This is a genomic window from Pelagibacterium luteolum (assembly GCF_900100665.1).
GTDB lineage: Bacteria > Pseudomonadota > Alphaproteobacteria > Rhizobiales > Devosiaceae > Pelagibacterium > Pelagibacterium luteolum.
The window spans coordinates 636334-659255 of the sequence record NZ_FNCS01000001.1 but is presented as its reverse complement, the minus strand read 5'-3'; the positions used below and the strand labels follow the sequence as shown (position 1 = coordinate 659255).

Genomic DNA, 22922 nt, shown 5'->3' with positions numbered 1-22922 from the left:
CTCAAACGATGTTCACCAACGCGGTGGTCTGATGGCATCGAGAATGGCGGCGGCGTGGTGAACAGGGCCATGCGCTACCCATGAGGGGTTTTCCGGAGGCGGCATGGACGGCACTGGCGATATCGGGCAGGCATTGCGACGGTTCCGGATCGGGGCGCGGATCAATCAGGGCGCCATGGCGCAGACGCTCGGGGTGTCGCAAAGCCAGGTGTCGCGCTGGGAAAGCGGTCGCGATACGCCGCGGCCGCACAATATCGAAGCGATCGCGGCGCTGATCTGGGGACGACGGCGGGCCGAGATCGAGGCGCTGGCGATGTTCGTGCGCGGGGCGCAGGCGCCGCTCGTTTTGTTCGACGACCAATTGGCTATCGTTGAGGCCAGCGCGTTCTTGAGGTTGCGTGGCGGGCCGCTCAAGACATTTGGCTGGCTGTTCGATTGTGACATCAACCCGGCCCTGCCAGCGATGGCCGCGCGGATGCGGGGGCTGGCCGAGAGCGCGGCCGTTCTGGCGCTCGCTATTCCGTTCAGCCATGAGGACCGGCCCTGGGCGTGCAAAGGGCGGCTGACGCTCACCCGGATCGGCGGGGCGCTTTATGCGCTGGGGGAGTTGAGTTTTGTGCGGGATGATAAAGAGCGGGTGAGGGCGATCGAGGTGGGGGTGATTGGGGCATAGGGTGCGGTGGGGTAAAGTCTTTCGCGCTCAAGGCCCCTCTTATCCGACCGCTTCGCGGCCACCTTATCGCACCAGGGAGACGGTGGGCGTTTGCAGCAACGAAAGGGGCTGGGAGGCGTGCAACCCGGCCCGGTGCAGCGTCCGGGCCGGGCGACGGTACTCGCATGTCCAGCGGAAGGCTGGTGCGGCTGGCGGAGTCCGGGGGCGCGGGCCCTGCCAGCCGTGGAGGTGTTACCAGCCGAAGCCGCGGCGGTTGAACGAATGCGAGTAGTTCGAGCCCCACTGGTTACCGAGGGCATGGCCCGAGCCGGTGACGTTTGTGGAGTTGTTCGAGGTCTGGGCGGACGATCCGAGGCCGATGCCCGAGAGGACGTTCGAACCATTGAGGATGCCGCCATTGAGCACCGAGATGTGGCCGGTCTGCAGGCCGACAAGGTTGTTGGCGATGCCCAGAAGGCCGGAATTTCCGGACTTGAAGAGCTGGGCCTGAGCCGGAGCGGCAAAGGCCAGTGCAGAGATGAGCGTTGCGGTTACCAAGATTTTCATGTTCGCCTCCTTTGGCGGGGTTAAGCCCTTCGACACACAGGAGAAAACGGGCCGCTCTGCCGTTCATCAATGGTTAACCATGTTATTATGCGTTCGATGCGCGATATGCGCGAAAGGCGCGCAAATTAACGCATGGCGTTAGCCACGCGGGGGCGTTCAGCGGGCATTCAGGGGTGGGAACCGAAAAGGACGTACCGAGCTTGAGACGGTAGAGAATGGAGTTTTCGCCATGTTGTTTTCCGCCCGCACCCTATCGCTTGCCACGCTGGCCAGTGTCCTGATGGCCACGTCCGCACTGGCACAGAGCCATACGATTACCGGCGACATTGCCTATCGCGAGCGAATTGCGCTGCCCGAGACCGCCATTGCAACGGTTTCGCTGCTCGATGTGTCGCTGGCCGACGCGCCGGCGGTGACGCTGGCCGAACAGGTGATCGACCCGGCCGGGCAGGTTCCGATCGGGTTCGTGCTCGATGTCGATGAAAGCGCGATCGAAGACGGCCGGTCTTATGCGATCTCGGCGCGGATCGAGGTGGAGGGCGAGCTTTGGTTCATCAACGATACGCGGATTGCCGTCGATCCTCTGAACCAGACCGAGCCTGTGGCTGTGGCGCTGGTCAATGCCCGAAGTGGGGATGCGCCATCTGGCGCGGATGACGCCGAGGTGGGTGACAACACGGCCGCGATGCCGGCGGATTTGGCCGGCACGACCTGGCTTTTGACCGCGCTGGGCGAAAACCAGGCGGTAGACGATGTGGACACCACATTGACCTTCAACGCCGAGGACGGCGGTGTGGGCGGCAATGGCGGGTGCAATTCCTATGGCGGCACCATCACCTTTGAAGAGGCCGGCACTTTCGATTTTTCGGAGGTGTTTTCGACAATGATGGCGTGCGCCGAACCGGCGATGAGCCAGGAGCGCGACTTTTTTGCCGCGCTGGATGCCGCGGCAACCTATGGCCTTGAAGGCGAGACGCTGACGCTGCTGGATGCGGAGGGCAACGGCGTGGCGACGCTGGTGGCCAACCCGCAAGAGACGGGCGCTGTCCTGCCCGACCTTAGTGGCAGCCAATGGCGCGCCACTATGCTTGGCGGGGAGGCGGTGGCCGAAGGCGTGGAGACGACGCTCGAGTTCGAGACCGACGGCACGGCGGGCGGCAATTCGGGTTGCAATGGCTATGGCGGGCCCGTGACTCTGGGAGAGGACGGATCGATCGCCATGGGCGATTTCGTTGCGACACAGCGCGGCTGCGCGGACCCCATCGGCGCGCAGGAGCGGGCGCTTTTTGACGCTTACACCAATGCTGCACGCTATGAGACGGACGGAGCGACGCTGTCGCTTCTGGATGAGTCGGGTGCCGTCCTGGCAGAGTTCATCCGGGTCGAATGACGGCAGGCTGAGCGTGGCGCCCGGATCAGTAGATGTCTTCGCGGCGGGTTTCGGGGTCCATGAGGCCGTGAACCCTGTCTGCGCCGAGGCGGGCGAGCTTTAGCAGCATCGCCTTGCGGCGGGCACCGGCCAGCGGATCATGGCCGGCATGGCGCACGATATCGCCCCAATGGCCGTCGGCCACCATCAAGCCTTCGGTGTCGGGGAAAATCCCGGCATCGAGCTCGGGCGGCTTACAGAAAAAGAACCTGTCGCAGAAATCCTTGTAGTGGTGCCATTTGGAATCGATTTTGAAATCGATGAGGCTGGATTTGATTTCCACGATCCAGATTTCGCCCTTGCAGCCGAGCGCGATGACATCGGCGCGGCGGCCATTGCTGAGCGGCACTTCGGCAAAGCACGTCATATCGTGCACCGAGCGCAGATAGCGCATGACGCCGCGCTGGACGCGGAGCGCGGTGGGAGACTGACGGCCATCGGTCAGGATGGGCTGAAGGGCGGAATCGATGTCGCTCATGTTCTCATTTTATTCCGCGCGGAGGGCTCTGGCTAGGGTGCGGCGTATGCGGATGTGAGGCTTTCGCGAAAGCGTTTTGCCTCTGTCCGGATCGCTTTGAGGTCCTCGGGCTCGAAGCGGTCGAGATTGGCGAGAATGACACTCATGCGCCGATTTGAGGCAAAGCGCTGACGGTGCCGATCGAGGAACTCCCAATAGAGCGCGTTAAAGGGGCAGGCGCCCGTGCCGGTGCGCTTTTTGGGATCGTAAACGCAGCCCGAGCAATAATCGGACATGCGATTGATGTACGCGCCGGCGGCGGCGTAGGGCTTTGAGGCGAAAAAACCGCCATCGGCGAACAGCGCCATGCCCACAACGTTGGGCATTTCGACCCATTCATAGGCGTCGAAATAAACAAGCAGGAACCAGTGCTGGACCTGTTTGGGATCGAGCCCGGCCAGGAGCGAGAAATTGCCGATGACCATCAGGCGCTGGATGTGATGGGCAAAGGCTAAGCGTTTGGTATCGCCGATCGACTGGGCGAGGCAGTTCATATCGGTTTCGGCGGTCCAGAAGAAATCGGGCAGCGGAGCTTTGGCGTTGAGGGCGTTTTCCTCGCCATATCCAGGCATTTTGAGCCAATAGACGCCACGGATGAATTCACGCCAGCCGATGACCTGCCGCACGAAGCCTTCGACGGCGTTGATCGGGGCCTTACCGTTTTCATAGGCGGCGATGGCTTTTTCGCAGACCTCGCGCGGATCGAGCAGGCCGATATTGATCAGCGCGGAAATGTGGCTGTGAAACAATAGCGGATCGCCCGTGCGCATGGCGTCCTGATAGGTGCCGAAATCGGGGAGGGCCGCGTCGATGAACCAGTCGAGGGCATGGAGCGCGGCGCGGCGCGTGACCGGGTAGTCAAAGGGTTCGAGATCGCCGAAGTTGTCGGGAAATTTCTCGCCGACCATGGCGATGATATCGCTGGTGATCGCGTCGGGCGGTGTGTGCGGGCGAGGCGGAGGCTGGATGGCCGCTGGGATCGCCTTGCGGTTTTCGGCATCGAAATTCCATTTGCCGCCGATGGGCTTGCCGTCTTCCATGAGATAACCGGTGCGCTTGCGCATCTCGCGGTAGAAATATTCCATGCGGAGCGATTTCGGGTCGGGGCCTGCCCAGGCCTCGAAATCGGCGTGGCTGGCGATGAAGCGATCATCCTCCAGGATGACGACGGAGCAGTCGAGGGTTTCGCGCCAGTCCTCCATCATGTTGCGCACCCGGTATTCGCCCGGCGCGGTGAGGACCAGACGGTCCGGGGCGTGGGTTTTGACCAACGTTTCGACGATGTCGGTCAGGCTGTCGGCGCCGTCTGGATCGGTGAGCTTATAATAACGGACGCGGTAGCCCGATTTTTCCAGCTCGGACGCGAAATGGCGCATGGCGGAAAAGACAAAGACCAGCTTCTTTTTGTGATGAGGCACATAGCTGGCCTCTTCCATCACCTCGGCAAGGACGACGAGGTCGTTGGTCTTGTCGCAATCTCTGAGCGAGGCAAGGCTGCGCGAAAGCTGGTCGCCCAGGATGAGGCGGAGAGCGGAGACGGGCTGGGTCATGCCCGATTGAACGGGCTTGAGGGGCTAGTGGTTCACAGCGCCAGTTCAGACCGCACGAGACCGCCCTGGCGTTCGAGGAAGGCGACGATGTCGTCGACGCCTTTGCCGCGTTTAAGATCGGTGAAGACGTGGGGACCACCATCGCGCATGCGAGTGGCGTCGGCGTCCATCACCGAGAGATCGACTTCGACATAAGGGGCGAGGTCGGATTTGTTGATGACCAGCATGTCCGAGCGCGTAATGCCGGGGCCGCCCTTTCTCGGGATTTCCTCGCCCTGGCAGACCGAAATGACATAGAGCGTCACGTCGGCCAGATCGGGGGAGAAGGTGGCGGCGAGATTGTCGCCGCCCGATTCGATAAAGACGATGTCGAGATCGGGGATGCGAGCAGACAATTCGGCAATGGCGCGCAGATTGATCGAGGCGTCTTCGCGAATGGCGGTGTGGGGGCAGCCGCCGGTTTCGACGCCTAAAATGCGCTCTTCAGGCAAGGCCTGGAGGCGCGCCAGCATCATGGCGTCTTCTTTTGTGTAGATGTCGTTGGTGACGACGCCGACCGAATAATGGTCGCGGAGCGCCTTGCAGAGCTTTTCGGTCAGGGTGGTCTTGCCCGAACCGACCGGGCCGCCGATGCCGACGCGGAGGGGACCGTTTTTCGACTGGCTCATGAGCGAAATATCCTGACGCTGAGATCTTCGTGGCGAAGGCTTGCAATATCGGTGCCATAGGACAAGCCCGAAATGTCTTCGAGGTTGGCTGTGAGGGCGGTTTCGGCGAGGACTGCGATCTTGGGTTCGAGGCTGGCGAGGACGTGAAGGCCCGCGGTTTGGCCCAAAGGGATCAGGCGGACGCCGACGGAAATCTGTTGACCGATGGCGGCATTGGCAAAGCCCGCGATGGCGGCGGTGGGCGCAAGCCCGTGCAGGGCCGCCATGGCGCCGAAGGCGATGGGGAGGGCAATGGGGTTGCCAAGGATTTCGGCCAGCCAATCGGGGGTCTCGACGGGCCATGCTGCGGCGGCATCGAGAAAGGAGCGGGCCTGCTCGCGGGTTTCCTTGTCGCGCTCGGCGGAAATCTGCAGAGCGAGCGCGTAGGCATTGGCGTCGGCGAGGGCTTTGGGGTCGGCACTGCTTACGGCGCGGGCAGCGATGGCGAGGAAATAGGCATCGTTGCGCAACGGGCCGCGATGGAGCTGGCCGGCGATCCAGGCGGACAGCGTTTCTGCCGTGCGGATGCGGCCATCGGCGATGGCGGTTTCGAGGCCTTGGGAATAGGCAAAACCGCCAATGGGGAAGGCTGGTGAGAGCCAGGAAAACAGGCGGATGAGCGCCGTGTCAGCCATGATGATGGGCGTGACCGTGCGCGTGGCCGGCATAGGCGCCGCGCAAGGGAGAGAAGGGGGCCGAAACCTCGGTGACGGCGGCGCCGAGGCCTTCGAGCATCTCCTTGATCACATGGTCACGGCCGATGAACAGGCGTTGCGGGGTGCCCGATTTCGTTTCGATCTGGCAAGGGAGATGGCGGTTGCCGATGTGCCAGACGAGTTCAGCCAAATGGCCGACCGAACGGCCGGTTATCGCATAAAGGGGTTCTTTGGCGGCGACGATTTCGGCAAAGCGGCCGTCTTCGAGTTTCAGCGCATCGCCGGTATCGAGCGCGGTGGTCTCGGGGAGATCGACAAGCACGTCGAGGCCATTATCGAGGGTGATCAGCTTGCGGCGGACGGCGCGCTGATCATGGGGCAGGACGGCGCGTCCGGCGATGGCGCCCTGCCAATGGCCTTTGTGTTCGATGCCCGTTGCGCGCATTTTTATCTCCCGTGCGATGACGGCAGCAAATCTTGCAAAAAGCAGGCCATGATCAGGGGATGTCTTCGGCGGCGACGCATTCGATGGGGTCGGCGTCGTCATCGGCTGTGGCGTCGGTCAATGTGGCGTTATTGCCTTGGGTCCACCATTCATACTGGCCCGAGACATAGCGCGCACCCGAGGCCGAGATGACGTTGACGAAAACCAGGCTTTCGCCATCGACCGGCACGATGCCGAGAAAAATCGGATGGGCGTTGATGTATTCGACGGTCAAAAGGTCGTCGATGCCGTCGCAGGTGTAGCTGGTGACATCGCGCTGGGCGTTGCCTTCGAGCTCGAGCACCAATTGCATTGAGGTTTCGACGGCGAGGGCCGGGAGGGCTCCCAGCGTGAGTGCTGCTGCTAGCAAACCGGCTTTCATCGCGATCCTCCTTGCAAATCACCTGTGAGGCGAATCGTAACACCGCCCGCATGGCAGGACCATGGCCGGAGCGATCACAAGAGCGCAAAGACAACGCCATAAACCAGCGCGCCGCCGAGGGTGGCGATGGTGACGTCGCGGCGCCAAAGGTAGATGGCGACGACGGCGATGGAGCCCAAAAGCAGGGGCGCAATCGCCGCAAGATCGGGCGAGAGCATGGGCAGCACGGCGCCGACATAAAGCGCGGCGATGGCTGCCGGGCCGGTGGCGGCCAGAAAGCGCGAGAGTGGCGCCTGGGGATTGCCGGTGCCGCGCATGAAAAATGTCGGCAGGAAGCGAATGAGATAGGTCCCCAGCCCGACCAGCAGGGTGACGATGATGAGTTCGGTATTCATGGCGCCCTCCGCCATGGGACGAGGCTGGACAAAGCGCCCACGACCATGGCGCCGATGATGCCGACCGTGGGCGAGACCAGAACGATGAGTGGGACGGCGACCAGAATGGTGACGATGACCACGGGAATGTGCTCACGGGTGAGCAATTGCAGCACCATCGCCAAAAACAGGGCGGGCATCAAAAAGCCCATCGCCGCATCGACTGCCGGGTAGGCGCCCAGAGCGCCGCCGAACAGCGCGCCGATCATCGTGCCGGAAAACCACGCAAGATAGGGTCCGGTGGCTATGCCGAACATGAAGCGGGGCGAGAAATTGGCGCGATTGGCGTTAAGCCCGATCACCGCCGAGGCGAAGGCGCCATCGGAGAGGAAAAAGCTCCACGCCCAGGCATGGCGCTTTGATGCGTATTCGCGCGCCTTCTCGATGATTGCGGGGCCATAAAAGACATGGCGCACATTGGTGACGATGATCGAGAGGGCGGTGACGATGATGGGCGCGCCGCCACCGACCAGAGCCAGGATCAGAAACTGGCTGGCCCCGGCATAGACCACAGCCGAGAGCAGCCCGGCCTCGAAGGGCGAAAGCCCGGCCTTGACCGCTGCAATGCCGAACGCAATGCCGACCGGAACATAGCCGATGGCGATCGGCATGGACGTGCGGGCGCCGGTGCGAAAAGGAGCTAAGGGGGGAGACATGGATGCAGTCGATATGGTGGGCGTTTCGCCCCAGCTATAAGTCCTCTCACGGGCCATGGCCAGCCGGGCGGGCGCAAAAGCGATACGACGCGCGCGCGGCCCCGCGCATTTTGCGTTTGACAGTATGGAAATAATCAAGGTAACCGGACGTCAAAGAGGCCCGACCGCCGTGCACAAGCGGCTATGCGCCCATAGACCAACCCGACAGCATTACGATGAATGGGAACTTTGCCTTGGCCACTGACGAACGCGGTATCAAGCGGACTTGCCCGGTGACAGGCCGGAAATTTTATGACCTCAACAAGGATCCTGTGGTTTCGCCCTATACGGGCAAATCCTATCCCTTGAGCTTTTTCGAAACCCTGCAGGAAAAGAACGCTGCCAAGTTCAGCGCCAAGGAACGCAAGGTCGAGAAGGAAGAAGAGGACGAAATCGAGGAAGCCGACGTCGATGTGGCCGCAGAAGAAGCGGGCGCCGAAGTCATCTCCATCAACGACGCCGAGAAATCGGACGACGATGATGATGACGACGACGACAGCGCCGACGACATTCCCGATGTCGAAGACGTCGAGGTCGACGACGAACTGGGCGGCGATGACGAGGACACGTTCCTTGAAAGCGACGACGACGAAGACGACATCGATTTCGATGTCGAAGTTGATGAGGACGAGCGCTAAGGCGCTCGTTTTTCTGTCTCACGGGGCGCACCGCTTCGGGCATGACGGCGCTAAGGCCGCGCCTACGCCCTGCGCTGCCCCTGCGACGGCGCGGCCAAAAAGTTGGCCGGGGTCCTCGGCTTTGCCTCGTCCGATTGTCTCACGGGGCGAACCGCTTCGGGCATGACGGCGCTAAGACCGCGCCTACGCCCTGCGCTGCCCCTGCAACCGCGCGGCCAAAAAGTTGGCCGGGGTCCTCGGCTTTGCCTCGTCCGATTGTCTCACGGGGCGAACCGCTTCGGGCATGACGGCGCTTGGTCCTTCTGCCTCGCGCCGCCGGCCTGCGCGTCTATGCCCTGCGTTGTCCCTTGCGACGGCGCGGCGCACCCGAGAACCCACTTCAGCCTCGCCACCCACCGCTGTCACCCCGGGGCCCAGTACGCTCGGACGTAATGGTGAAAGCCCAGGGTCGCCTCGAACACGGAGCATACTGGGTCCCGGCGCAAGGCCGGGATGACGGGGGAGGGTGGCGCGGTCGCTGATCTGATTTCGTCCGCGCTTGCAGTGCTCCGGGCAGGGCCGTCGAGCGCATGGAAAAAAGTGCGATGCGGGGTGAGATTTGTACTTGCGTCGCAAAACAGTCTCACATAGGTTCGCGCCGGTTCGGCAGGGGTCCTGGCGAACCACCCAGGGACGCCTTGAGCGTACCGAAACGATGGGGCCATAGCTCAGCTGGGAGAGCGCCTGCATGGCATGCAGGAGGTCAGCGGTTCGATCCCGCTTGGCTCCACCATTCGTCTTTACAAAAATTTGGTCTTCGTTGGCATTCGGGCAACGAATGGTTTTCTCTGTCTCACGGCGCGTACCGTTGCGGGCATGACGGCACCAAAAAGCGGCGCCTATGTCCTTCACTGCGCCTCCGACGGGGCGCGAGAAATCGCGCGGGGTCCTCGGCTTTGCCTCGTCCGGCGGCCACCTCCAACCCCAGACGCCCCGCCACAGGACAGCTTTCCAGCATTTAGAGGTTGAGCTAGGTTTGCGGCAGTGCCTGGAGACGCTCATGCCGCCTGTTGTTCCCGATCCTGAAAAGATTCGTCCGTTTGCCGATTTCGAGACGTTTTACGCATGGCTGGCCCAGCATGGGGCGGAGTGGGACGAAGTTTGGGTGCAGTTCTTCAAGAAGGGGTCGGGGGTGGCGACGATCTCTTATGAGGAGGCGGTGCGGGCCGGGTTGTGCTGGGGGTGGATCGACGGGATCAAGAAAACCCACGATGAGGCCTCCTATCTTTTGCGATTTACGCCGCGGCGGAAGAAATCGATCTGGAGCCAGATCAATACGCGCCATGTGGGCGATCTGATCGAAAAGGGGCTGATGCGCGATCCCGGGCTGGCGCAGGTGGAAGCCGCCAAGGCCGATGGACGCTGGGATGCTGCATACGCTTCGGGGGCGGAGTTCGTGATGCCGGAGGATTTTCTGGCGGCGGTGCGGGTGAACCCGCAAGCGCTTGCGACGTATGAGACGCTGAACCGCGCCAATCTTTATGCGCTGATGTTTCGGATCAACGGGGTCAAGCGGGCCGAGACGCGGGCGCGTAATATCGAGAAGTTCGTGGCCATGCTGGCCGAGGGAAAGACGCTCTATCCCAATGGGCGGGGGAAATAGGCGGACGAGGCAGCGACGAGCGCAGCAAGCCCCCCCTCACCCCCAACCCCCTCCCTCAAAGGGAGAGGGGGCTGGCAGCGGCTGATTGCGAAACTGTGGTCTTGTTCATCACCCGACAAGTGCGGCGTTGCGGCAGTCGAAGCCGTGGATGCGGAGGTCGGCCTGGCCGAGGCCCAGGCCGAGGACGTCGAAAAGCGCGATGAGGGTCTGATCAAGGGCGGGGATGACCGGGGCGATGAGGCCGCGGACGGCGCCGGTGGCGCCCGAGAGCAGGCCGCCCAAAAGATTTAAGCGCAGGACTTCAAGTTCGAGATCGAGGTTGCCGAGGAGCGAGCCGGTGAGGCTGGCGAGGGGCGTGGTGGTCGAAACCGTCCGGACCGTGCGGGCGGCGATATCGGCATGGGTAAATCCGACCGAAACGGGCTGCGTTTGGGCCATGGCGATATCGACATGGGCGTTGACGCGCGCGATGCCGCCTAAAAGCGAGACGAGGGGGGTTTTGTTGACCACCAGCGGACGATCGGTGTCGAGAAAGCTGGCCGGGGCCGTGTGTCCGATCGCCAGGCGGAGGGTGCCGGGGGTCACGGCAAGGATTGCCGAAGCGGCCTCGGGGCGTCCGGGGGGACACGAGACGGCAGCGAGGCGCGCTTCGGCGGGGGCGAGTTCGGCATAGACGGGCAGACGGATCGAAAGAAGACCCAGCCCCGAGGTATTGCCGGCGATGTCGAGATCGAGGCGCAGGCGGGTCTGGGCGGTGCGGACATAGCTGCCTTCTCCAGCCAGGGTGAAAAACCCGCCCTGCGGGGGCTCGCCGATGACGAGGGCGACATCGATGCCGACAAGGCCAGGAACGTTTGCGCCGAGCCCCAGGGTGATGTGGCGATTGCCATCGGCGACCAAAGCTGCGGCGGAGAGCAGTTGCAGGGCATTGAGGTCGGCAACGATGGCAGCGGAGGTACCGATCGCAAGGTGGGCCAGGCCATCGGCGGCGATGAGGCGGGCCATTTCGATGGCGATCTCATCGTCGATCAGCCCGGCGAGGCGCAGCAGCACGGCGTTGCCGCCCGCAGCGCCGGAGAGGGCGATGGCGATGTCGGAGAGCGCGATATCGCTGGCCAGAAGATCGCCATAGGTGCCGGCGGTGAGGTCGAGATGGCCGGCCAGGGCATCGAGGAAATCCAAAAGCTCGATATCGAGGCTGGCTATCGCTTGATAATCGACCAGCGAAAGGGAAAGCTCGGTGCCCAGAAGGCCGCCGAGGACGGCGTTCAGCACGCCGCCATTGAGGCTGGCAAGGCGCGAGCCGATGGAATAGGCGGCGCGGGGCGTGGCGGCGGCAATCGCCGAAACACCGATATCGGGCGGGGCCATGTTAAAGATCGAGGCGAAATGCAATTGCCCCGGATGGGTGAGGGCGACGGAGACAGCATTGGCGGGGGTGGCGGCGGGCATGAACCGCGTGTGGGCGGGCTGGGCCGGATCGGTGCTGTAGCGGCCCGGTGTGACGGTGACGGCGTCAGGCGGGAGGGTATAGCCGAAATCTGAAAGGACAGTGGCGATGCGCGCCTCTGCGTTTTGGGGATCGCCGGCAGCGTGGATGGCGGCGAGATCGGCAACCGACTGGAGCTGTCGGCGTTCGAGGTGGAGCGAGGCTTCATCGACGGCAAAGGCGGCGACGCCGATCAGCACCGGAGACACCAGCGCAAAGAGCGTCGCCATGTTGGCGGCCTCGTCGGCAAGCCAGCGGGCGAAAAGGCCGGGCATGGATCAGACCCCGCCATTGCGGATGGTGGAGGCGAAAACGATGATCTGATCGGGGAGCGGGATGGGCGGATAGAGGTTCCAGATGGGCAGATTGCCGGCATCATAGGACAGGCGCACGAGAAACTGGTCTGGATCGTACGGGCTGGGGGTCGCTTCGATCGCGAGGCGCGCGGGATCGATGAGGACGTAGCTGGCACCGTTGGCGGTGATAAACCCTTCGGCGAGCGTGGTGCGCTCGGTAGAGGATAGGCCGGCCACGGCGGCCCGGGCGGCGTCGGCAGCCAGTTGCTGGACCGAATGAGCGGCGCCGAAATATATGCCGTAAGCGAGCGCGCCGAGCACAAGGAGCAGGAAGACCGGCGCGAGCAAGGCAAATTCGACGGCGGAGGAGCCCGCCCGATCAGTCCCAAATCTCTGCCGACAACCGCGCCGGGCCATGCTCGTTCCCCTCTGCAATAGCACGTGGACGGGGCGAGGATAGGCGGACGGCGCCAAGACAAGAGTTAGCGGTCGTATGCGCAGTGCTGCGATTGGGGTCTTTCCGTTTGGGATAAATGCAAAGCCCCGGCGGATCGGGTGATCCACCGGGGCTCCATGATAGAGATTGTCGTCGGCGCTACCTTCGGATGGCGCGGACGAGCGCAATCAGGATACACGCACCGATCAGGCCGGCGATGAGATAGCCGAACCAGCCACCGAACGAGACGCCGATCAGGCCAAACAGGAAGCTGGCGATGGCGGCACCGACGATGCCGAGCACGATGTTGAGAAAAATACCGGTGCCGGTCTTCATGATCGCAGATGCGATCCAACCAGCGAGACCCCCGATGATGATGGCTGCAATCCAGCCGATACCTGCGTCTTCCATTTTGATCCCCACAACAGCAGTTGAGTGTTCAGTCCCCATGGACCTCACCATAACGCGCAATGGGTTCAAGAGGTTGCATGGGGCGTGATTCGTGCCGCAAGTGGTTCAGAGCGTGTTGAGCCATTCGGGAAAGCGACGCTGGGCACCGGAGAGGGCGGGGGTTAGCGGCAGGGGCGGGCCACTTGCCATCATGGTGCGGGCGTCGCGCGGCGAGCAGCCGAAATGAGCCTTGAAGCTCCGGCTGAAATGGGCGTCGGAGGAAAAGCCGAGCGCGTGGGAAATGTCTGCGATTTTTGCGTCCGGGCCGGTCCGGGCGATATCGCGCAACGCCTGGCGCAGCCTTGCCGTGCGAATGGCGGCGGCGACACCGCCCATGGGCTCGAACAGGCGGTATAGCGTAGCGCGGGAGACCCCGGCGGTCTTTTGAAGGAAATCGGGGTCGAGGGCGGGATTGTAGAGATTGGCGCGCAGGCACGCGCGGACGCGTTCGAGCATCATGATGTCGAACTCGCGCTGCGCCAGCCCTTCGGCCCGCAATTGCGGCCGCAGGCATGCGGCAATCAGGGCCGGGGTGATATCGGAGAGCGCGCCAACGACATCGGGGTCGAGACCATCGGCATGGCGCATGAGCGAGACGATATGATCGGCAAGGATGAGCGCGGAAGGCGATGTGAGCCGGTTCGCATGCAGGCGGTCCATGCCGGGCAGGGATTCGGCCAAGGCCCGCCGGGGCACGACGAGTGAAATGTTATGGCAGGCGATATCGGCGGTCTCAGTCACCTGGCCGAGATCGATGATGGTGAGCGCATGCGCCGCGCCACCACGATCCCATGGGCCATCGAGATCGACGCGGACCATCATATGATCGAGATGGTCGATCATCAGACGCTTGCGGGAACGCTCGAAGCGGAAGGTTTCGGTTTCCATGGCGCTGACCAGCATCTGGCCGGTGTGCGTGCTGGTGATGCGGCCGGCAAAATCGGCAGGGGCGCGCTCGGCGTCGGGATCCATGTCGAACATGGTGTTGATGCGGATCTTGAAGGCTGGATAGCGCTCGGGCGGCACCACTTGGCTGGTGCAGAACCGGATCATGGCGGCCGGGATCACCCCACCGCTGTAGTCGGTCTCCCCCGCCTGGCTCATGTCGTCTCCCATCCCGTCCGCATTTTGCATATTTCGGCAACATGGCACGCGGTCAAGTCATCTGCGGGGTCCGATGCCGCACTTTTGAGACTGTCGGGCAAGTTGGTGCACCAATTTGAGACGGAGTGGATAACGCCAGCGCCGCTGGCGCCGGTATTTTGATCGGAGACACGCAAGGAGGCGGCGGTTTGTGATGATGGCGATATCCGAGCGCGAGGGCCATTTCACATTGGGGCCGGGAATCATTGGGTTGGTCGGGTGCGGAGCGCTTTTGTCCTCGCTCTTGTGGGTTGCCACCGGTGGCGCTTCGAGCGTGAGAAGCCAGCACATGGACGGTGCCACCGCGATTGACCAATTCGTCGCGATTGCTCCAGCCGAAATCGTCACCATCGCGGGATACGCTGCCCGGTTCAGCGTCAGCGGGGCTGAAGAATTCGACTACCTCTGGCAGGTGAGCACCGATGACGGGGCGACGTTTCGGGATGTGGCGGTAGGGGCTGAACTCGTGGTCCCGGCGGTCGAGCCGTGGATGGATCAGAGCCTTTTCAGGGTCGTAGCGCGCGGGGCCACAGTCCATGCGACGTCGAACACGGCGATCCTCCGGGTCACCGCAGCACAATAATTGACGAGGACACGTGATGAAGCGGGAAGCGATGATGATTGCGAGATGGGTGGGGGGCTGTGTCTTGGCGGTCGCGGTGACGACGGGTCCGGTCCTGGCCAATGAGATTGCGCGCTGCGCCGATTTGGCGGCCAACCCGTTTCAGCCCGGCTATGAGCGGACGGGGGTGGATCAGCGTGATCTCGATGTCGCTGCGGCGGTCGACGCCTGTACCGCCGCGCTTGCGGCCAATCCTAGCGATATCGATGTACGGGCATGGCTGGCGCGCGCTTATTTTGTAGGTCGGCAGTTCGACGCGATGTATCCCCATGTCGAGATCGCCGCGGAGGCGGGTAATGCGCTGGCGCAGCAATTGTTTGGCGATGCGCTGGTCGCCGGGCACGCGATCGAGCCCGATTGGCCGCGCTCGGTTCCGTTTCTGATGGGGTCCGCCGAGCAGGGATATGCACCGGGACAGTACAGCCTCGGCCTAAGCTATCTCTATGGCGAGGGGGTCGACGCCGATCCGGACCGGGCCGCAGAATTGTTCGGCTTCTCGGCCGCACAAGGATTTTCACACGCCAAGACCGAGTTGGGCCTGCTCAAGGTCTATGGCGAGGGCGTGGATGCCGATGTGGCAGGCGGGCTCGCGCTTCTTAGGGACGCCGCTGCCGACCGGGAGAGCTTTGCCATGCTCCAGCTCGGACACCTCTATTATGACGGTGATCTCGTGGACGGCGATAGGCAGCGGGCGCTCGCATGGTATCTGGATGCCGATGCTGCGGGGGAATCGAACGCGGCGGGGTTTGCGGCGCTCCTCTATCTCGGCAAGGATGGGAGCGAACGGGATCTCGACGCGGCAAGGCGGCTCGCCGAAAAAGCCATCGCAGCTGAGGATGGGTTCGGGCATTTCGTCTTGGGGCAGATCGCTGAACTGGGACTTGCCGGTGCTATCAATATCGAGGAGGCGCGGGCGCAATATCAAGCAGGCGCCGATCTTGATGATGCCGCATCGCAGGAGGCTCTCGCCGCACTTGCGGACTAGCGGGCGGCGAGGCGCGGTTCGATGTGGTCTTCGAACAAATCCGGCGGATTGGTGCCCGGGCGCGGGGCGAAGGTCTTTTCGGCTTCGAGAGACAGGGCAAGAAACCGATCCATGCCCTCCACGCCGGCCGGGTCGGCGAGCGGATAATGTCCGGCTGCGAGGCGCTGTCGGAGCAGGGTCTTTGTGGCAACCATTTTTTCGGTGACGCCGGGGCCGTTGGAGACCGAGACGGGCAATTTCACATAATCGTGCAGGGGCGTGCCGACATGAAAGCACGCCGGGACCGTCGCAAAGATTTTCATAAGGAAATCGAGGTCGGTCATGCAGGGGAGGGCCGGATCGTAGCGCGGATCGGCGCGGCGACGGTCGTGGACCAGCATGGAATCCATTGAGAAGTTTGTGAATTTGTAGGCCGCGGGAGACAGGATGCGGTCGGGACCTGTGGCCACGTGGCGCAGATGGGTGCCGTTTGGCAGGGTTATGTCCAAGGCGCAGGAGGCAAGGCCATGCTTGGCAGCGAGAGGCGCCATGACGCTCAGTTTTTCGGGCATGAACGCGTCGTCGGCATCAAGGATGGCGGCGATATCGTAGCGTGCATTGTCGAGGCCGACATTGCGGGCCGGGGGAGAGCCGCCGCCCGAAAGGCCGCTTTCGAAATGGCGGATGCGTGGATCTGCGATGCCTGCGCGGCCTAGAACGACTTCATAATCGACGCCGTCGTCTGCGACCACGATCACTTCAAAGTGAGAATAGGTGCCCGACAGCACCGATGAGACGGCGCGCGCAATGGTTTTTTCGGCGCGATAGGCGGGCATGACGATGGAAACGCAAGGGCTCGACATTGCGGCACTCTCGACCTTGAACGGACGGGCCCCAGACCCATATCATAGTCAATCTACGATGAAGCCGCTCTTATCGACTGCGCAGCTTTTTCGAGCAAGGGTTTGAACCTTTTGAGCGATCCGCTGCGTAGATGGGTCATCGTGGACATGTTGCTTGTGACCAAGGACATAACGACCGATGACACGTGTATCGCTGTTTTCAGCGCCTTTCCTTTTGGGATTCGATGCTTTCGAGGAGCGGTTCGACCGCCTCGCCAAAGCCACCGAGGGCTATCCCCCCTACAATATCGAACGCATCTCCGCCCAAGGCGGGGAGAGCTTTTTGATTGCCATTGCCGTGGCGGGGTTCTCTCGTAACGATCTGGAAGTGATTGGGGAGGATAATCAGCTCATCGTGCGGGGCCGGCAGAACGACGAAGGTCAGCGCCAATATCTGCATCGCGGCATCGCCGCCAGGCAGTTTCAGCGCACCTTCCTGCTTGCCGACGGCATGAGGATAGAGGGCGCCGAACTGAAAGACGGTCTCCTCGTTATCACCGTGTACCGGCCCGTCACAGAGCCTGTGACCCGCCGTATCGACATCAGGTCGGTCGAGTAGAGAGGTATGCGTTATGAAGCCTATTGAAAAAACTGCGTTCACTGACGCCCATCTGGGCGGATCGGCCGAACCGCTCAAGACCCTGACCGCCGCCCAGTTCGCGGCGCTCGGCGCCGGCGATATCGTATTCTGGAAAAAGATGGTGGCCGGGGACCTGGCCGAATTCATCCCCCAGGCCGCGATGGCACCCGCCGAACAGGAACTCGAACTCCTGATGAGCGCCGACGGCGCCCCCGTGCTGATCGCGGATTCGCGTGAGGCGATCATGGACTGGATCGACGGCCACGAAGTGCGGCTGGCGACGTTGCACTAGTTCTGTCTCGCGGGCCGCACCGTGAAAACCATGACGCGCTAAACCCGCGCTATGGTTTCCACTGGCCCTCCGACGGGGCGGCGAACGATCGCCGGGGTCCTCGCAGAATTCGTCCAGTCTGTCTGAGGGTGCGCACCGCTGCGGGCATAATGCGCCAGGATTGCCTGGCGGTTGTCCGGCGCGGCCAATCCATCTCCATCGTTATCCTCGGGCTTGCCCCGAGGACCCATCTGTTGCTGGCGCAGCGACCCGATATGACGCTTTCTACAAGCGTTCGCGCGGGCGAGCGGCTTGGGCCCTCGGGTCAAGCCCGAGGGTGACGGTGGTGGGTTGGGGAAACGGGGAGGGCCGGACCTGCGGGGCATGGTGCCAATGGTAAAGGCCGCTTTGCAGCGGCCTTTTTTTGATTCCGGAAGCGTGTGACGCGAGCGCGTTAGGCGGCGTGGGTGGCTTCGACGGGGGTGGTGAGGATGTCGCGGATTTTCGCTTCATCCTTGGTGTTGCGAAGCTTGTCGACGACGCCGTCGGCGCGCAGGAGGCGGGCGACGCGGCTGAGGGCCTTCAAATGATCGGCGCCCGAGCCCTCGGGGGCCAAGAGCATGACGACAAGATCGACCGGCTGGTCGTCCACCGCATCGAAATCGATGGGCTGGGCCAGCTTGGCAAACACGGCAGTGACGGCGGGCAGGCCCTTAATCTTGCCGTGGGGGATGGCGATGCCATTGCCCAGGCCCGTCGATCCGAGCTGTTCGCGGCCCTGGAGCGTTTCGAAGATCAACTGGGAGTCGATCCCGACCCGATCGGATGCGCGGTCGGCCAGCAACTGGAGGAGCTGGCGCTTACTCGCCACCTTGGCACAAGCGATAACCGAGTCCTGCGACAGAATGTCAGCAAGTTCCATAGAGAAAACCTTTGGGTGTCGTTTGCATCGATGACGGCCGACTATCTCGTCTCAAGCCCGCACCATTCCGATTGTCCTATACAATGGTCTGGGGGCAGTGTGGCTGGCGCGCCCCCGGGAACCATCTCCCAAGGGACGCGCCGAGGCGCGTCATGTTCCTGACAGGGCCGGATCGATCCATCCGATGTTCCCGTCGGTGCGGCGGTAAACCACATTCATGCCGCCGTGTCCAGCATGGCGGAACACAATTACGTCAGATTGTGCCAGGTCGAGCTCCATTACGGCCTCGCCAACGCTCATGGTGCGCAGGTTCTGGGTGGTTTCGGCAATGACGGGGGGAGCGGAGTCATCCTCCATCTCCTCATCGCCCGGAGCGGCCAGGATATAGGACGAATAATCGCCCTCGGTGCCGTTGCCATTGACGTTGCGGCGATGGTTCTTGAGCTTGCGCTTATAGCGACGCAAGCGTTTTTCGATGTGCTCGGCCATGTCCTCATAGGCCGAGGTGGCGTCATTGGCCTTGGCCGAAGCCTGCAGCACGACGCCGGTGTCCAGATGGATCATGCAATCGGCCTTAAAGCCGATTCCCTCGGGCTCGAGGGTCAGATGTCCGTCATAGCCTCCATCGAAATATTTGCCCACGACGGCATCGAAACGATCCGTTGCCTTGCCGCGAAGGGCGTCTCCCACATCCATATTCTTGCCAGAAACACGCAAGCTCATATTGGCCTCTCGATCTGGTTTCAGATACCCGGTCTGGGACGCGCCCATGGTTGGTCCGGGCAGGGTTTTGAGTCTAGCCCCCTTGAACCGGGCTGGCAATCAGAACCGGTTCGGCCGGGCGGCTTGGACTCGTGACGGTGAATAACAACCGGCCTGTCATTTGCGTTCCGGTGATGGAGTCGTTTTGCAAATGGCGTTTCCGGGCAAGGCGTTAGCAATTTTTTCGCCGGGATCGTATCTGGTGTCGCACTGGCGGTCGGGCAAGAACTGGCGTTGACGTCGTGGCGACTGACCTGGCGGCTCTTCGGCTCTCGCCTGGTTCAGCGATCCGTGCAGGACGGTCTGGCGCGCTTGTGACGGGCTCGGTTCTTGTAAGGGGCATGCCTTTGCCGCTATAGTCCCGCCAACGCATAGAAAACTGGATCGACACGATCGCATGACCGAACTCCATCGGGCCGAAGCGCATCCCTCACGCGGCCCCTGCCTCATGGCCGTGCTGCGCATGGCGGGCCTGAGACCCACGCGCCAGCGCCTGGCGCTGGCCGAATTGCTGTTTTCCGGCCCACATCGTCACGTCAACGCCGAGCAATTGCACGGCGAGGCGGAGCGTTCGGGCGTTCAGGTGTCGCTGGCGACGATCTATAATTCGCTGCACCAGTTTCGGCAGGCCGGGCTATTGCGCGAAATTTCGGTCGACGCGGCGCGGTCCTATTTCGACACCGACACGACCGACCATCACCACTTCTTTATCGAGGACGAGCAGCGGATCGAGGACATTCCGACCGATTCGATCAAGATCGCCGGTATTCCCGAAGCGCCCGAGGGCATGAAAGTGACCCATGTGGACGTGATCGTTAGGGTCAAGCGCACCAACTAGGCGCTATCGCAGAATCGGTACTTGGACCCGTCACCCTGTGTGTGGCGGGTTTTTTGCTTTGAAAGGCCGTTGGGAATGCCTTTCGCCCGAATGGAGAGGTTTGCAATGGGCAGCGCGGTCAGTTGAAAACTTCGCCTTCATAGGCGCCCCAGAGATATTCCTGGCCGACAAAGCCCTGATAGGTGGTGTTCCGCGCTTCATCGGCATGGGTGAAGCGGATTTCGCAGAACTGGCCGTCGCATTGACGCAGGGTGACCAGCATATTGGGCGACAACCACGCGCGGACAGGTGCAGTAGCGGATGCGGCAGTACGCAGGGCGATGGTGCCATCGGTCTGCCAGGGAGTGATCAGCGCCGAGCGCTCGCCCACAACGAGGTTCTGATGGACCCAGCCCTCGTCGCCTTCGACATCGCGAATGCGGCGCCAGGTGTCGAACTCGGCGGTGATTTCAACGGGAACGCCCGGGCGCAGAAAGGTGAAGACGACCATGTAATTGGTGCCGGGGCCGACGCGGACATTGGTCGGGGCGTTGCGGATGGACACAAACCGCGGAATGGGCAAGCCACTGGACTGGCCGACCTGCGCGCCTTGTGCCACGACTGGAGCGACGGGCACGACGAGGGGGGCAAGCACAAGGACCAACCCGATCAGCGAACGGAAGACAGCTTTCAAATGCAACGCAATACCCATGCACCCTGTTGGACGTCGCACCGCAAAAGGCTCTCTTGAGGCGTTTGGCGCGACGGTAGTGTAGTTCGACTTGGCTTCGGCCCGGTCCCATCGCTTGGTAGCGCCTCAGCCACAAAAGTGATACCCGCTTTTACCGGTAGCGCTGGAAACCGTCTTGTTTGTCGCGCTTCCGAACCACCAAAGTGGTACCCACTTTTGCTGGAAGCGCTGGAGAACTTTCCTGTTTTATCGCGCTTCCGAACCGCAAAAGTGGTACCCACTTTTGCTGGAAGCGCTCCGACAGTATCCTTGCGATATTAATGGTCGCTGAAAGCGGTGAATGGCGAGGCAGGGCTAGGGCGCAAAAATGGTGATCGTGTGACCCGCGACCGGGCAAAAATCATAGTGTCCCGACGTTTGCCTGAGCCTGTGGAAACCCGCATGGCGGCGCTCTTCAACGTCGATTTCAACACAAGCGATACACAACTCGATTCGACGGGGCTAGTGAACGCCGTCCGTGGGGCGGACGTGCTGGTGTCTTCGATCACCGACCGGATCGATTCCACGCTGATTGGGCAATTGCCCGAATCGGTCAAACTCATCGCCCAGTTCGGCAATGGGTTCGACAATATCGACGTCGAGGCGGCGCACGCGGCCGGGATTACCGTCACTAATACGCCATCGGTTCTGACCGAGGACACCGCCGACATGGCGATGGCGCTGATGCTGAGCGTGCCGCGGCGGCTGACCGAAGGGGCGCAGGTGCTTTTGGGCGACGGTACATGGCCGGGCTGGTCGCCGACTTGGATGCTGGGGCGCCGTTTGGGCGGCAAGGCGCTGGGCATCGTCGGGCTGGGCCGCATCGGGACTGCCGTGGCACGGCGGGCCAAGGCGTTCGGGCTCTCGATCCATTATTGCGGGCGGTCGCGTAAGGCGCCGCAGATCGAAGAACCGCTTGGTGCTACATGGTGGCCGACCATCGAAGAGATGCTGGCTCATGTCGATATCGTTTCACTGCACACGCCGCACACGCGCGACACGTTCAACATTCTTTCCGCCGAGCGTCTGGCGGCGATGAAACCGGGGGCGTTTCTGGTCAATATCTCGCGGCCCGATCTCGTGGACGAGGACGCGCTGGCCGATCTGGTGGCATCAGGGCATCTGTCGGGGGCTGCGCTCGATGTCTTCGAGCACAAGAAGGGCGTCAATCCGAGGCTTCTGGAATTGGCGCGGGCCAATAAGGTGATCCTTACCCCCCATATGGGATCGGCGACGCTCGAGGCGCGGATCGAGATGGGCGAGACGGTGATCGTCAATATCCGCACGTTTCTCGATGGGCATACGCCGCCGCACAGGGTTTTGCCCGAGGGGCGGTCGCCGATCTGAGGGCGCTTCGGGCAATCCCGGGCAGGGCCGTGGACGCCTAGTGCGCCGAACCTTTTGCAAAAAATCGCTTGAGCACTGGCGCGATGGCTTCGGGTGCCACTTCATGGGTCTGCCCGGCCAGCGTTTCGCGTTGGGCGTTATGGAGGGCGGACGCTGCGGCATCGGCGCCGGCGTGCATGAAATCCCAGCTTTGGTCGCCATCGACGATCAGAACGGGCTGGCGGACCGCCTGCCAGCGCGTTTTCATATCCTCGGTCGCCTCGAACATGATGCGGTAATCATGGGCGAGGGTGGTGCCGGCCGCGGCAAACCCATCCCCGAATGGACTGGTGCGGAGGCCGGCGATATCGTCGTCGGATGCGCCGACGCCGCGCATGAAGGTTTCGAGCGCTCCGGCACCGTCCCCGGCCGATTTGTAGTTTTCCATGACTTCGAGTTCGGCCAGCGCCTTGTCCCTTGAGTGGGACATGTCGATGGGCGGCTCGTAGGCGAGAACGCTTGCGACCTTGTCTTGCAGGGCGGCGGCGGCCTCGAGCGCGAGAACGGCGCCTGAACTCAACCCGAACAACAGGGCCGGGCCGCCCTCGGCGTCGATCAGCGCCGCGATATCCTCGATTTCGCGGGCGACGGCATAGGCTCCGCCCTCGGTGCTTTCGCCGCGCCCGCGCCGATCGTAGATGACCGATCTAAAACTGTCGGCGAGCATTCCCGCCAGTCTCGGGCTCTGGGGGTCGACAGCGCGATGTTGCAGCGCGCCGGGCACAAAGATTATGAGCGGCCCTGCGCCATGGGTTTCGTAGGCAATGGCCGTTCCATCGGCCGATGTGACGCTGGCCAT

At 62.6% G+C, this 22922-nt stretch carries 28 protein-coding genes and 1 tRNA gene; 11 read left to right on the top strand and 18 right to left on the bottom strand.

Annotated features, from left to right (window positions below; translation table 11 throughout):
* Window positions 1-103 precede the first annotated feature (103 nt).
* On the top strand, window positions 104-673 hold the full coding sequence (locus tag BLR31_RS03205) for a helix-turn-helix domain-containing protein (protein WP_090591375.1): 570 nt from the start codon (window positions 104-106) through the stop codon (window positions 671-673).
* A 231-nt stretch (window positions 674-904) separates the two neighbouring features.
* Here BLR31_RS03205 and BLR31_RS03200 read toward each other — a convergent pair whose 3' ends face one another.
* Entirely contained in the window at window positions 905-1219 is a 315-nt protein-coding gene (locus BLR31_RS03200) for a hypothetical protein (RefSeq protein WP_090591371.1), read from the bottom strand.
* A 229-nt stretch (window positions 1220-1448) separates the two neighbouring features.
* Here BLR31_RS03200 and BLR31_RS03195 point away from each other — a divergent pair, with 229 nt between their 5' ends.
* The gene (locus BLR31_RS03195; protein WP_090591368.1) at window positions 1449-2609 is read left to right on the top strand and encodes an META domain-containing protein; all 1161 of its coding nucleotides are present in this window, start codon (window positions 1449-1451) and stop codon (window positions 2607-2609) included.
* 25 nt (window positions 2610-2634) lie between these two features.
* Here the strand turns inward: BLR31_RS03195 and BLR31_RS03190 are convergent, their stop codons facing one another.
* From BLR31_RS03190 to BLR31_RS03155, 8 genes are all read right to left on the bottom strand, one after another.
* Complete coding sequence (locus tag BLR31_RS03190; RefSeq protein ID WP_090591364.1) at window positions 2635-3126, bottom strand: MmcB family DNA repair protein; 492 nt, start codon at window positions 3124-3126, stop codon at window positions 2635-2637.
* 32 nt (window positions 3127-3158) lie between these two features.
* Entirely contained in the window at window positions 3159-4715 is a 1557-nt protein-coding gene (locus tag BLR31_RS03185) for a cryptochrome/photolyase family protein (RefSeq protein ID WP_090591360.1), read from the bottom strand.
* Window positions 4716-4747: 32 nt separating this feature from the next.
* The gene (ureG, locus tag BLR31_RS03180) at window positions 4748-5383 is read right to left on the bottom strand and encodes an urease accessory protein UreG (RefSeq protein WP_090591356.1); all 636 of its coding nucleotides are present in this window, start codon (window positions 5381-5383) and stop codon (window positions 4748-4750) included.
* On the bottom strand, window positions 5380-6090 hold the full coding sequence (locus BLR31_RS03175; RefSeq protein ID WP_244504927.1) for an urease accessory protein UreF: 711 nt from the start codon (window positions 6088-6090) through the stop codon (window positions 5380-5382). Before BLR31_RS03175 ends, ureG begins: the two co-directional genes overlap by 4 nt.
* Entirely contained in the window at window positions 6050-6523 is a 474-nt protein-coding gene (locus BLR31_RS03170; protein ID WP_090591352.1) for an urease accessory protein UreE, read from the bottom strand. The genes BLR31_RS03175 and BLR31_RS03170 overlap by 41 nt, the downstream gene beginning before the upstream one ends.
* A gap of 52 nt (window positions 6524-6575) precedes the next feature.
* Window positions 6576-6944, bottom strand: coding sequence for an MliC family protein (locus BLR31_RS03165; RefSeq protein WP_090591349.1), 369 nt, complete (start codon window positions 6942-6944; stop codon window positions 6576-6578).
* 74 nt (window positions 6945-7018) lie between these two features.
* The gene (locus BLR31_RS03160) at window positions 7019-7339 is read right to left on the bottom strand and encodes an AzlD domain-containing protein (RefSeq protein WP_176762483.1); all 321 of its coding nucleotides are present in this window, start codon (window positions 7337-7339) and stop codon (window positions 7019-7021) included.
* Window positions 7336-7989: an AzlC family ABC transporter permease gene (locus BLR31_RS03155; protein WP_244504926.1), complete on the bottom strand. Its 654-nt coding sequence runs from the start codon at window positions 7987-7989 to the stop codon at window positions 7336-7338. The genes BLR31_RS03160 and BLR31_RS03155 overlap by 4 nt, the downstream gene beginning before the upstream one ends.
* Window positions 7990-8267: 278 nt before the next feature.
* Between BLR31_RS03155 and BLR31_RS03150 the strand changes: the two genes are divergently transcribed.
* The 3 genes from BLR31_RS03150 (at window position 8268) to BLR31_RS03140 (ending at window position 10353) form a co-directional block, all read left to right on the top strand.
* Entirely contained in the window at window positions 8268-8711 is a 444-nt protein-coding gene (locus BLR31_RS03150; protein WP_176762482.1) for a TIGR02300 family protein, read from the top strand.
* A 696-nt stretch (window positions 8712-9407) separates the two neighbouring features.
* Window positions 9408-9483 (top strand) — tRNA-Ala (locus BLR31_RS03145).
* 267 nt (window positions 9484-9750) lie between these two features.
* On the top strand, window positions 9751-10353 hold the full coding sequence (locus BLR31_RS03140) for a YdeI/OmpD-associated family protein (protein WP_090591336.1): 603 nt from the start codon (window positions 9751-9753) through the stop codon (window positions 10351-10353).
* Window positions 10354-10461: 108 nt separating this feature from the next.
* On the opposite strand, the gene BLR31_RS03135 is transcribed toward BLR31_RS03140, so the two are convergent.
* From BLR31_RS03135 to BLR31_RS03120, 4 genes are all read right to left on the bottom strand, one after another.
* Window positions 10462-12117, bottom strand: a complete 1656-nt coding sequence (locus tag BLR31_RS03135) for a TadG family pilus assembly protein (RefSeq protein ID WP_090591332.1) — start codon at window positions 12115-12117, stop codon at window positions 10462-10464.
* A gap of 3 nt (window positions 12118-12120) precedes the next feature.
* Window positions 12121-12555 carry a TadE/TadG family type IV pilus assembly protein gene (locus BLR31_RS03130; protein WP_090591328.1) on the bottom strand — a complete coding sequence of 145 codons (435 nt, stop codon included), beginning with the start codon at window positions 12553-12555 and terminating at the stop codon, window positions 12121-12123.
* 178 nt (window positions 12556-12733) lie between these two features.
* Window positions 12734-12985 (bottom strand): GlsB/YeaQ/YmgE family stress response membrane protein, encoded by a 252-nt coding sequence (locus BLR31_RS03125; protein ID WP_090591324.1) that lies wholly within the window; start codon window positions 12983-12985, stop codon window positions 12734-12736.
* Window positions 12986-13090: 105 nt separating this feature from the next.
* Entirely contained in the window at window positions 13091-14128 is a 1038-nt protein-coding gene (locus tag BLR31_RS03120; protein ID WP_176762481.1) for a helix-turn-helix domain-containing protein, read from the bottom strand.
* A 193-nt stretch (window positions 14129-14321) separates the two neighbouring features.
* Here BLR31_RS03120 and BLR31_RS03115 point away from each other — a divergent pair, with 193 nt between their 5' ends.
* Together BLR31_RS03115 and BLR31_RS03110 are read left to right on the top strand one after the other, a co-directional pair.
* Window positions 14322-14750, top strand: a complete 429-nt coding sequence (locus BLR31_RS03115; protein WP_090591316.1) for a hypothetical protein — start codon at window positions 14322-14324, stop codon at window positions 14748-14750.
* Window positions 14751-14766: 16 nt separating this feature from the next.
* Window positions 14767-15774, top strand: a complete 1008-nt coding sequence (locus tag BLR31_RS03110) for a tetratricopeptide repeat protein (RefSeq protein ID WP_090591313.1) — start codon at window positions 14767-14769, stop codon at window positions 15772-15774.
* Here the strand turns inward: BLR31_RS03110 and BLR31_RS03105 are convergent.
* The gene (locus BLR31_RS03105; protein ID WP_090591310.1) at window positions 15771-16616 is read right to left on the bottom strand and encodes a glycosyltransferase family 2 protein; all 846 of its coding nucleotides are present in this window, start codon (window positions 16614-16616) and stop codon (window positions 15771-15773) included. The genes BLR31_RS03110 and BLR31_RS03105 overlap by 4 nt on opposite strands.
* 178 nt (window positions 16617-16794) lie before the next feature.
* Between BLR31_RS03105 and BLR31_RS03100 the strand changes: the two genes are divergently transcribed.
* The gene (locus tag BLR31_RS03100; protein ID WP_090591306.1) at window positions 16795-17214 is read left to right on the top strand and encodes an Hsp20 family protein; all 420 of its coding nucleotides are present in this window, start codon (window positions 16795-16797) and stop codon (window positions 17212-17214) included.
* Window positions 17215-17227: 13 nt separating this feature from the next.
* Window positions 17228-17527, top strand: coding sequence for a DUF1150 family protein (locus BLR31_RS03095; protein WP_090591302.1), 300 nt, complete (start codon window positions 17228-17230; stop codon window positions 17525-17527).
* A gap of 433 nt (window positions 17528-17960) precedes the next feature.
* Here the strand turns inward: BLR31_RS03095 and BLR31_RS03090 are convergent, their stop codons facing one another.
* Window positions 17961-18428: a PTS sugar transporter subunit IIA gene (locus BLR31_RS03090; protein WP_090591299.1), complete on the bottom strand. Its 468-nt coding sequence runs from the start codon at window positions 18426-18428 to the stop codon at window positions 17961-17963.
* A gap of 150 nt (window positions 18429-18578) precedes the next feature.
* The gene (gene hpf, locus BLR31_RS03085; RefSeq protein WP_090591296.1) at window positions 18579-19151 is read right to left on the bottom strand and encodes a ribosome hibernation-promoting factor, HPF/YfiA family; all 573 of its coding nucleotides are present in this window, start codon (window positions 19149-19151) and stop codon (window positions 18579-18581) included.
* A 436-nt stretch (window positions 19152-19587) separates the two neighbouring features.
* Between hpf and irrA the strand changes: the two genes are divergently transcribed.
* The gene (gene irrA, locus BLR31_RS03080) at window positions 19588-20028 is read left to right on the top strand and encodes an iron response transcriptional regulator IrrA (RefSeq protein ID WP_280139105.1); all 441 of its coding nucleotides are present in this window, start codon (window positions 19588-19590) and stop codon (window positions 20026-20028) included.
* Window positions 20029-20146: 118 nt separating this feature from the next.
* On the opposite strand, the gene BLR31_RS03075 is transcribed toward irrA, so the two are convergent.
* Entirely contained in the window at window positions 20147-20719 is a 573-nt protein-coding gene (locus BLR31_RS03075) for an SH3 domain-containing protein (protein ID WP_090591292.1), read from the bottom strand.
* 420 nt (window positions 20720-21139) lie between these two features.
* On the opposite strand from BLR31_RS03075, the gene BLR31_RS03070 reads away from it, so the two are divergent.
* Complete coding sequence (locus BLR31_RS03070; protein ID WP_176762480.1) at window positions 21140-22084, top strand: 2-hydroxyacid dehydrogenase; 945 nt, start codon at window positions 21140-21142, stop codon at window positions 22082-22084.
* Between the two features lie 37 nt (window positions 22085-22121).
* Here BLR31_RS03070 and BLR31_RS03065 read toward each other — a convergent pair whose 3' ends face one another.
* Window positions 22122-22922 carry an alpha/beta fold hydrolase gene (locus BLR31_RS03065; protein ID WP_090591288.1) on the bottom strand — a complete coding sequence of 267 codons (801 nt, stop codon included), beginning with the start codon at window positions 22920-22922 and terminating at the stop codon, window positions 22122-22124.

Coding starts and splice junctions, on each gene's coding strand:
- BLR31_RS03205 (WP_090591375.1), top strand. CDS start 104: ATGGACGGCACTGGCGATATCGGGCAGGCATTGCGACGGTTCCGGATC.
- BLR31_RS03110 (WP_090591313.1), top strand. CDS start 14,767: ATGAAGCGGGAAGCGATGATGATTGCGAGATGGGTGGGGGGCTGTGTC.
- BLR31_RS03165 (WP_090591349.1), bottom strand. CDS start 6,944: ATGAAAGCCGGTTTGCTAGCAGCAGCACTCACGCTGGGAGCCCTCCCG.
- BLR31_RS03095 (WP_090591302.1), top strand. CDS start 17,228: ATGAAGCCTATTGAAAAAACTGCGTTCACTGACGCCCATCTGGGCGGA.
- BLR31_RS03130 (WP_090591328.1), bottom strand. CDS start 12,555: ATGGCCCGGCGCGGTTGTCGGCAGAGATTTGGGACTGATCGGGCGGGC.
- BLR31_RS03155 (WP_244504926.1), bottom strand. CDS start 7,989: ATGCCGATCGCCATCGGCTATGTTCCGGTCGGCATTGCGTTCGGCATT.
- BLR31_RS03185 (WP_090591360.1), bottom strand. CDS start 4,715: ATGACCCAGCCCGTCTCCGCTCTCCGCCTCATCCTGGGCGACCAGCTT.
- hpf (WP_090591296.1), bottom strand. CDS start 19,151: ATGAGCTTGCGTGTTTCTGGCAAGAATATGGATGTGGGAGACGCCCTT.
- BLR31_RS03070 (WP_176762480.1), top strand. CDS start 21,140: ATGGCGGCGCTCTTCAACGTCGATTTCAACACAAGCGATACACAACTC.
- BLR31_RS03195 (WP_090591368.1), top strand. CDS start 1,449: ATGTTGTTTTCCGCCCGCACCCTATCGCTTGCCACGCTGGCCAGTGTC.
- BLR31_RS03105 (WP_090591310.1), bottom strand. CDS start 16,616: ATGTCGAGCCCTTGCGTTTCCATCGTCATGCCCGCCTATCGCGCCGAA.
- BLR31_RS03120 (WP_176762481.1), bottom strand. CDS start 14,128: ATGAGCCAGGCGGGGGAGACCGACTACAGCGGTGGGGTGATCCCGGCC.
- BLR31_RS03065 (WP_090591288.1), bottom strand. CDS start 22,922: ATGGCCAGCGTCACATCGGCCGATGGAACGGCCATTGCCTACGAAACC.
- BLR31_RS03175 (WP_244504927.1), bottom strand. CDS start 6,090: ATGCCGGCCACGCGCACGGTCACGCCCATCATCATGGCTGACACGGCG.
- BLR31_RS03115 (WP_090591316.1), top strand. CDS start 14,322: ATGATGGCGATATCCGAGCGCGAGGGCCATTTCACATTGGGGCCGGGA.
- BLR31_RS03190 (WP_090591364.1), bottom strand. CDS start 3,126: ATGAGCGACATCGATTCCGCCCTTCAGCCCATCCTGACCGATGGCCGT.
- irrA (WP_280139105.1), top strand. CDS start 19,588: ATGACCGAACTCCATCGGGCCGAAGCGCATCCCTCACGCGGCCCCTGC.
- BLR31_RS03200 (WP_090591371.1), bottom strand. CDS start 1,219: ATGAAAATCTTGGTAACCGCAACGCTCATCTCTGCACTGGCCTTTGCC.
- BLR31_RS03140 (WP_090591336.1), top strand. CDS start 9,751: ATGCCGCCTGTTGTTCCCGATCCTGAAAAGATTCGTCCGTTTGCCGAT.
- BLR31_RS03100 (WP_090591306.1), top strand. CDS start 16,795: ATGACACGTGTATCGCTGTTTTCAGCGCCTTTCCTTTTGGGATTCGAT.
- BLR31_RS03135 (WP_090591332.1), bottom strand. CDS start 12,117: ATGCCCGGCCTTTTCGCCCGCTGGCTTGCCGACGAGGCCGCCAACATG.
- BLR31_RS03170 (WP_090591352.1), bottom strand. CDS start 6,523: ATGCGCGCAACGGGCATCGAACACAAAGGCCATTGGCAGGGCGCCATC.
- BLR31_RS03090 (WP_090591299.1), bottom strand. CDS start 18,428: ATGGAACTTGCTGACATTCTGTCGCAGGACTCGGTTATCGCTTGTGCC.
- BLR31_RS03075 (WP_090591292.1), bottom strand. CDS start 20,719: ATGGGTATTGCGTTGCATTTGAAAGCTGTCTTCCGTTCGCTGATCGGG.
- ureG (WP_090591356.1), bottom strand. CDS start 5,383: ATGAGCCAGTCGAAAAACGGTCCCCTCCGCGTCGGCATCGGCGGCCCG.
- BLR31_RS03160 (WP_176762483.1), bottom strand. CDS start 7,339: ATGAATACCGAACTCATCATCGTCACCCTGCTGGTCGGGCTGGGGACC.
- BLR31_RS03125 (WP_090591324.1), bottom strand. CDS start 12,985: ATGGAAGACGCAGGTATCGGCTGGATTGCAGCCATCATCATCGGGGGT.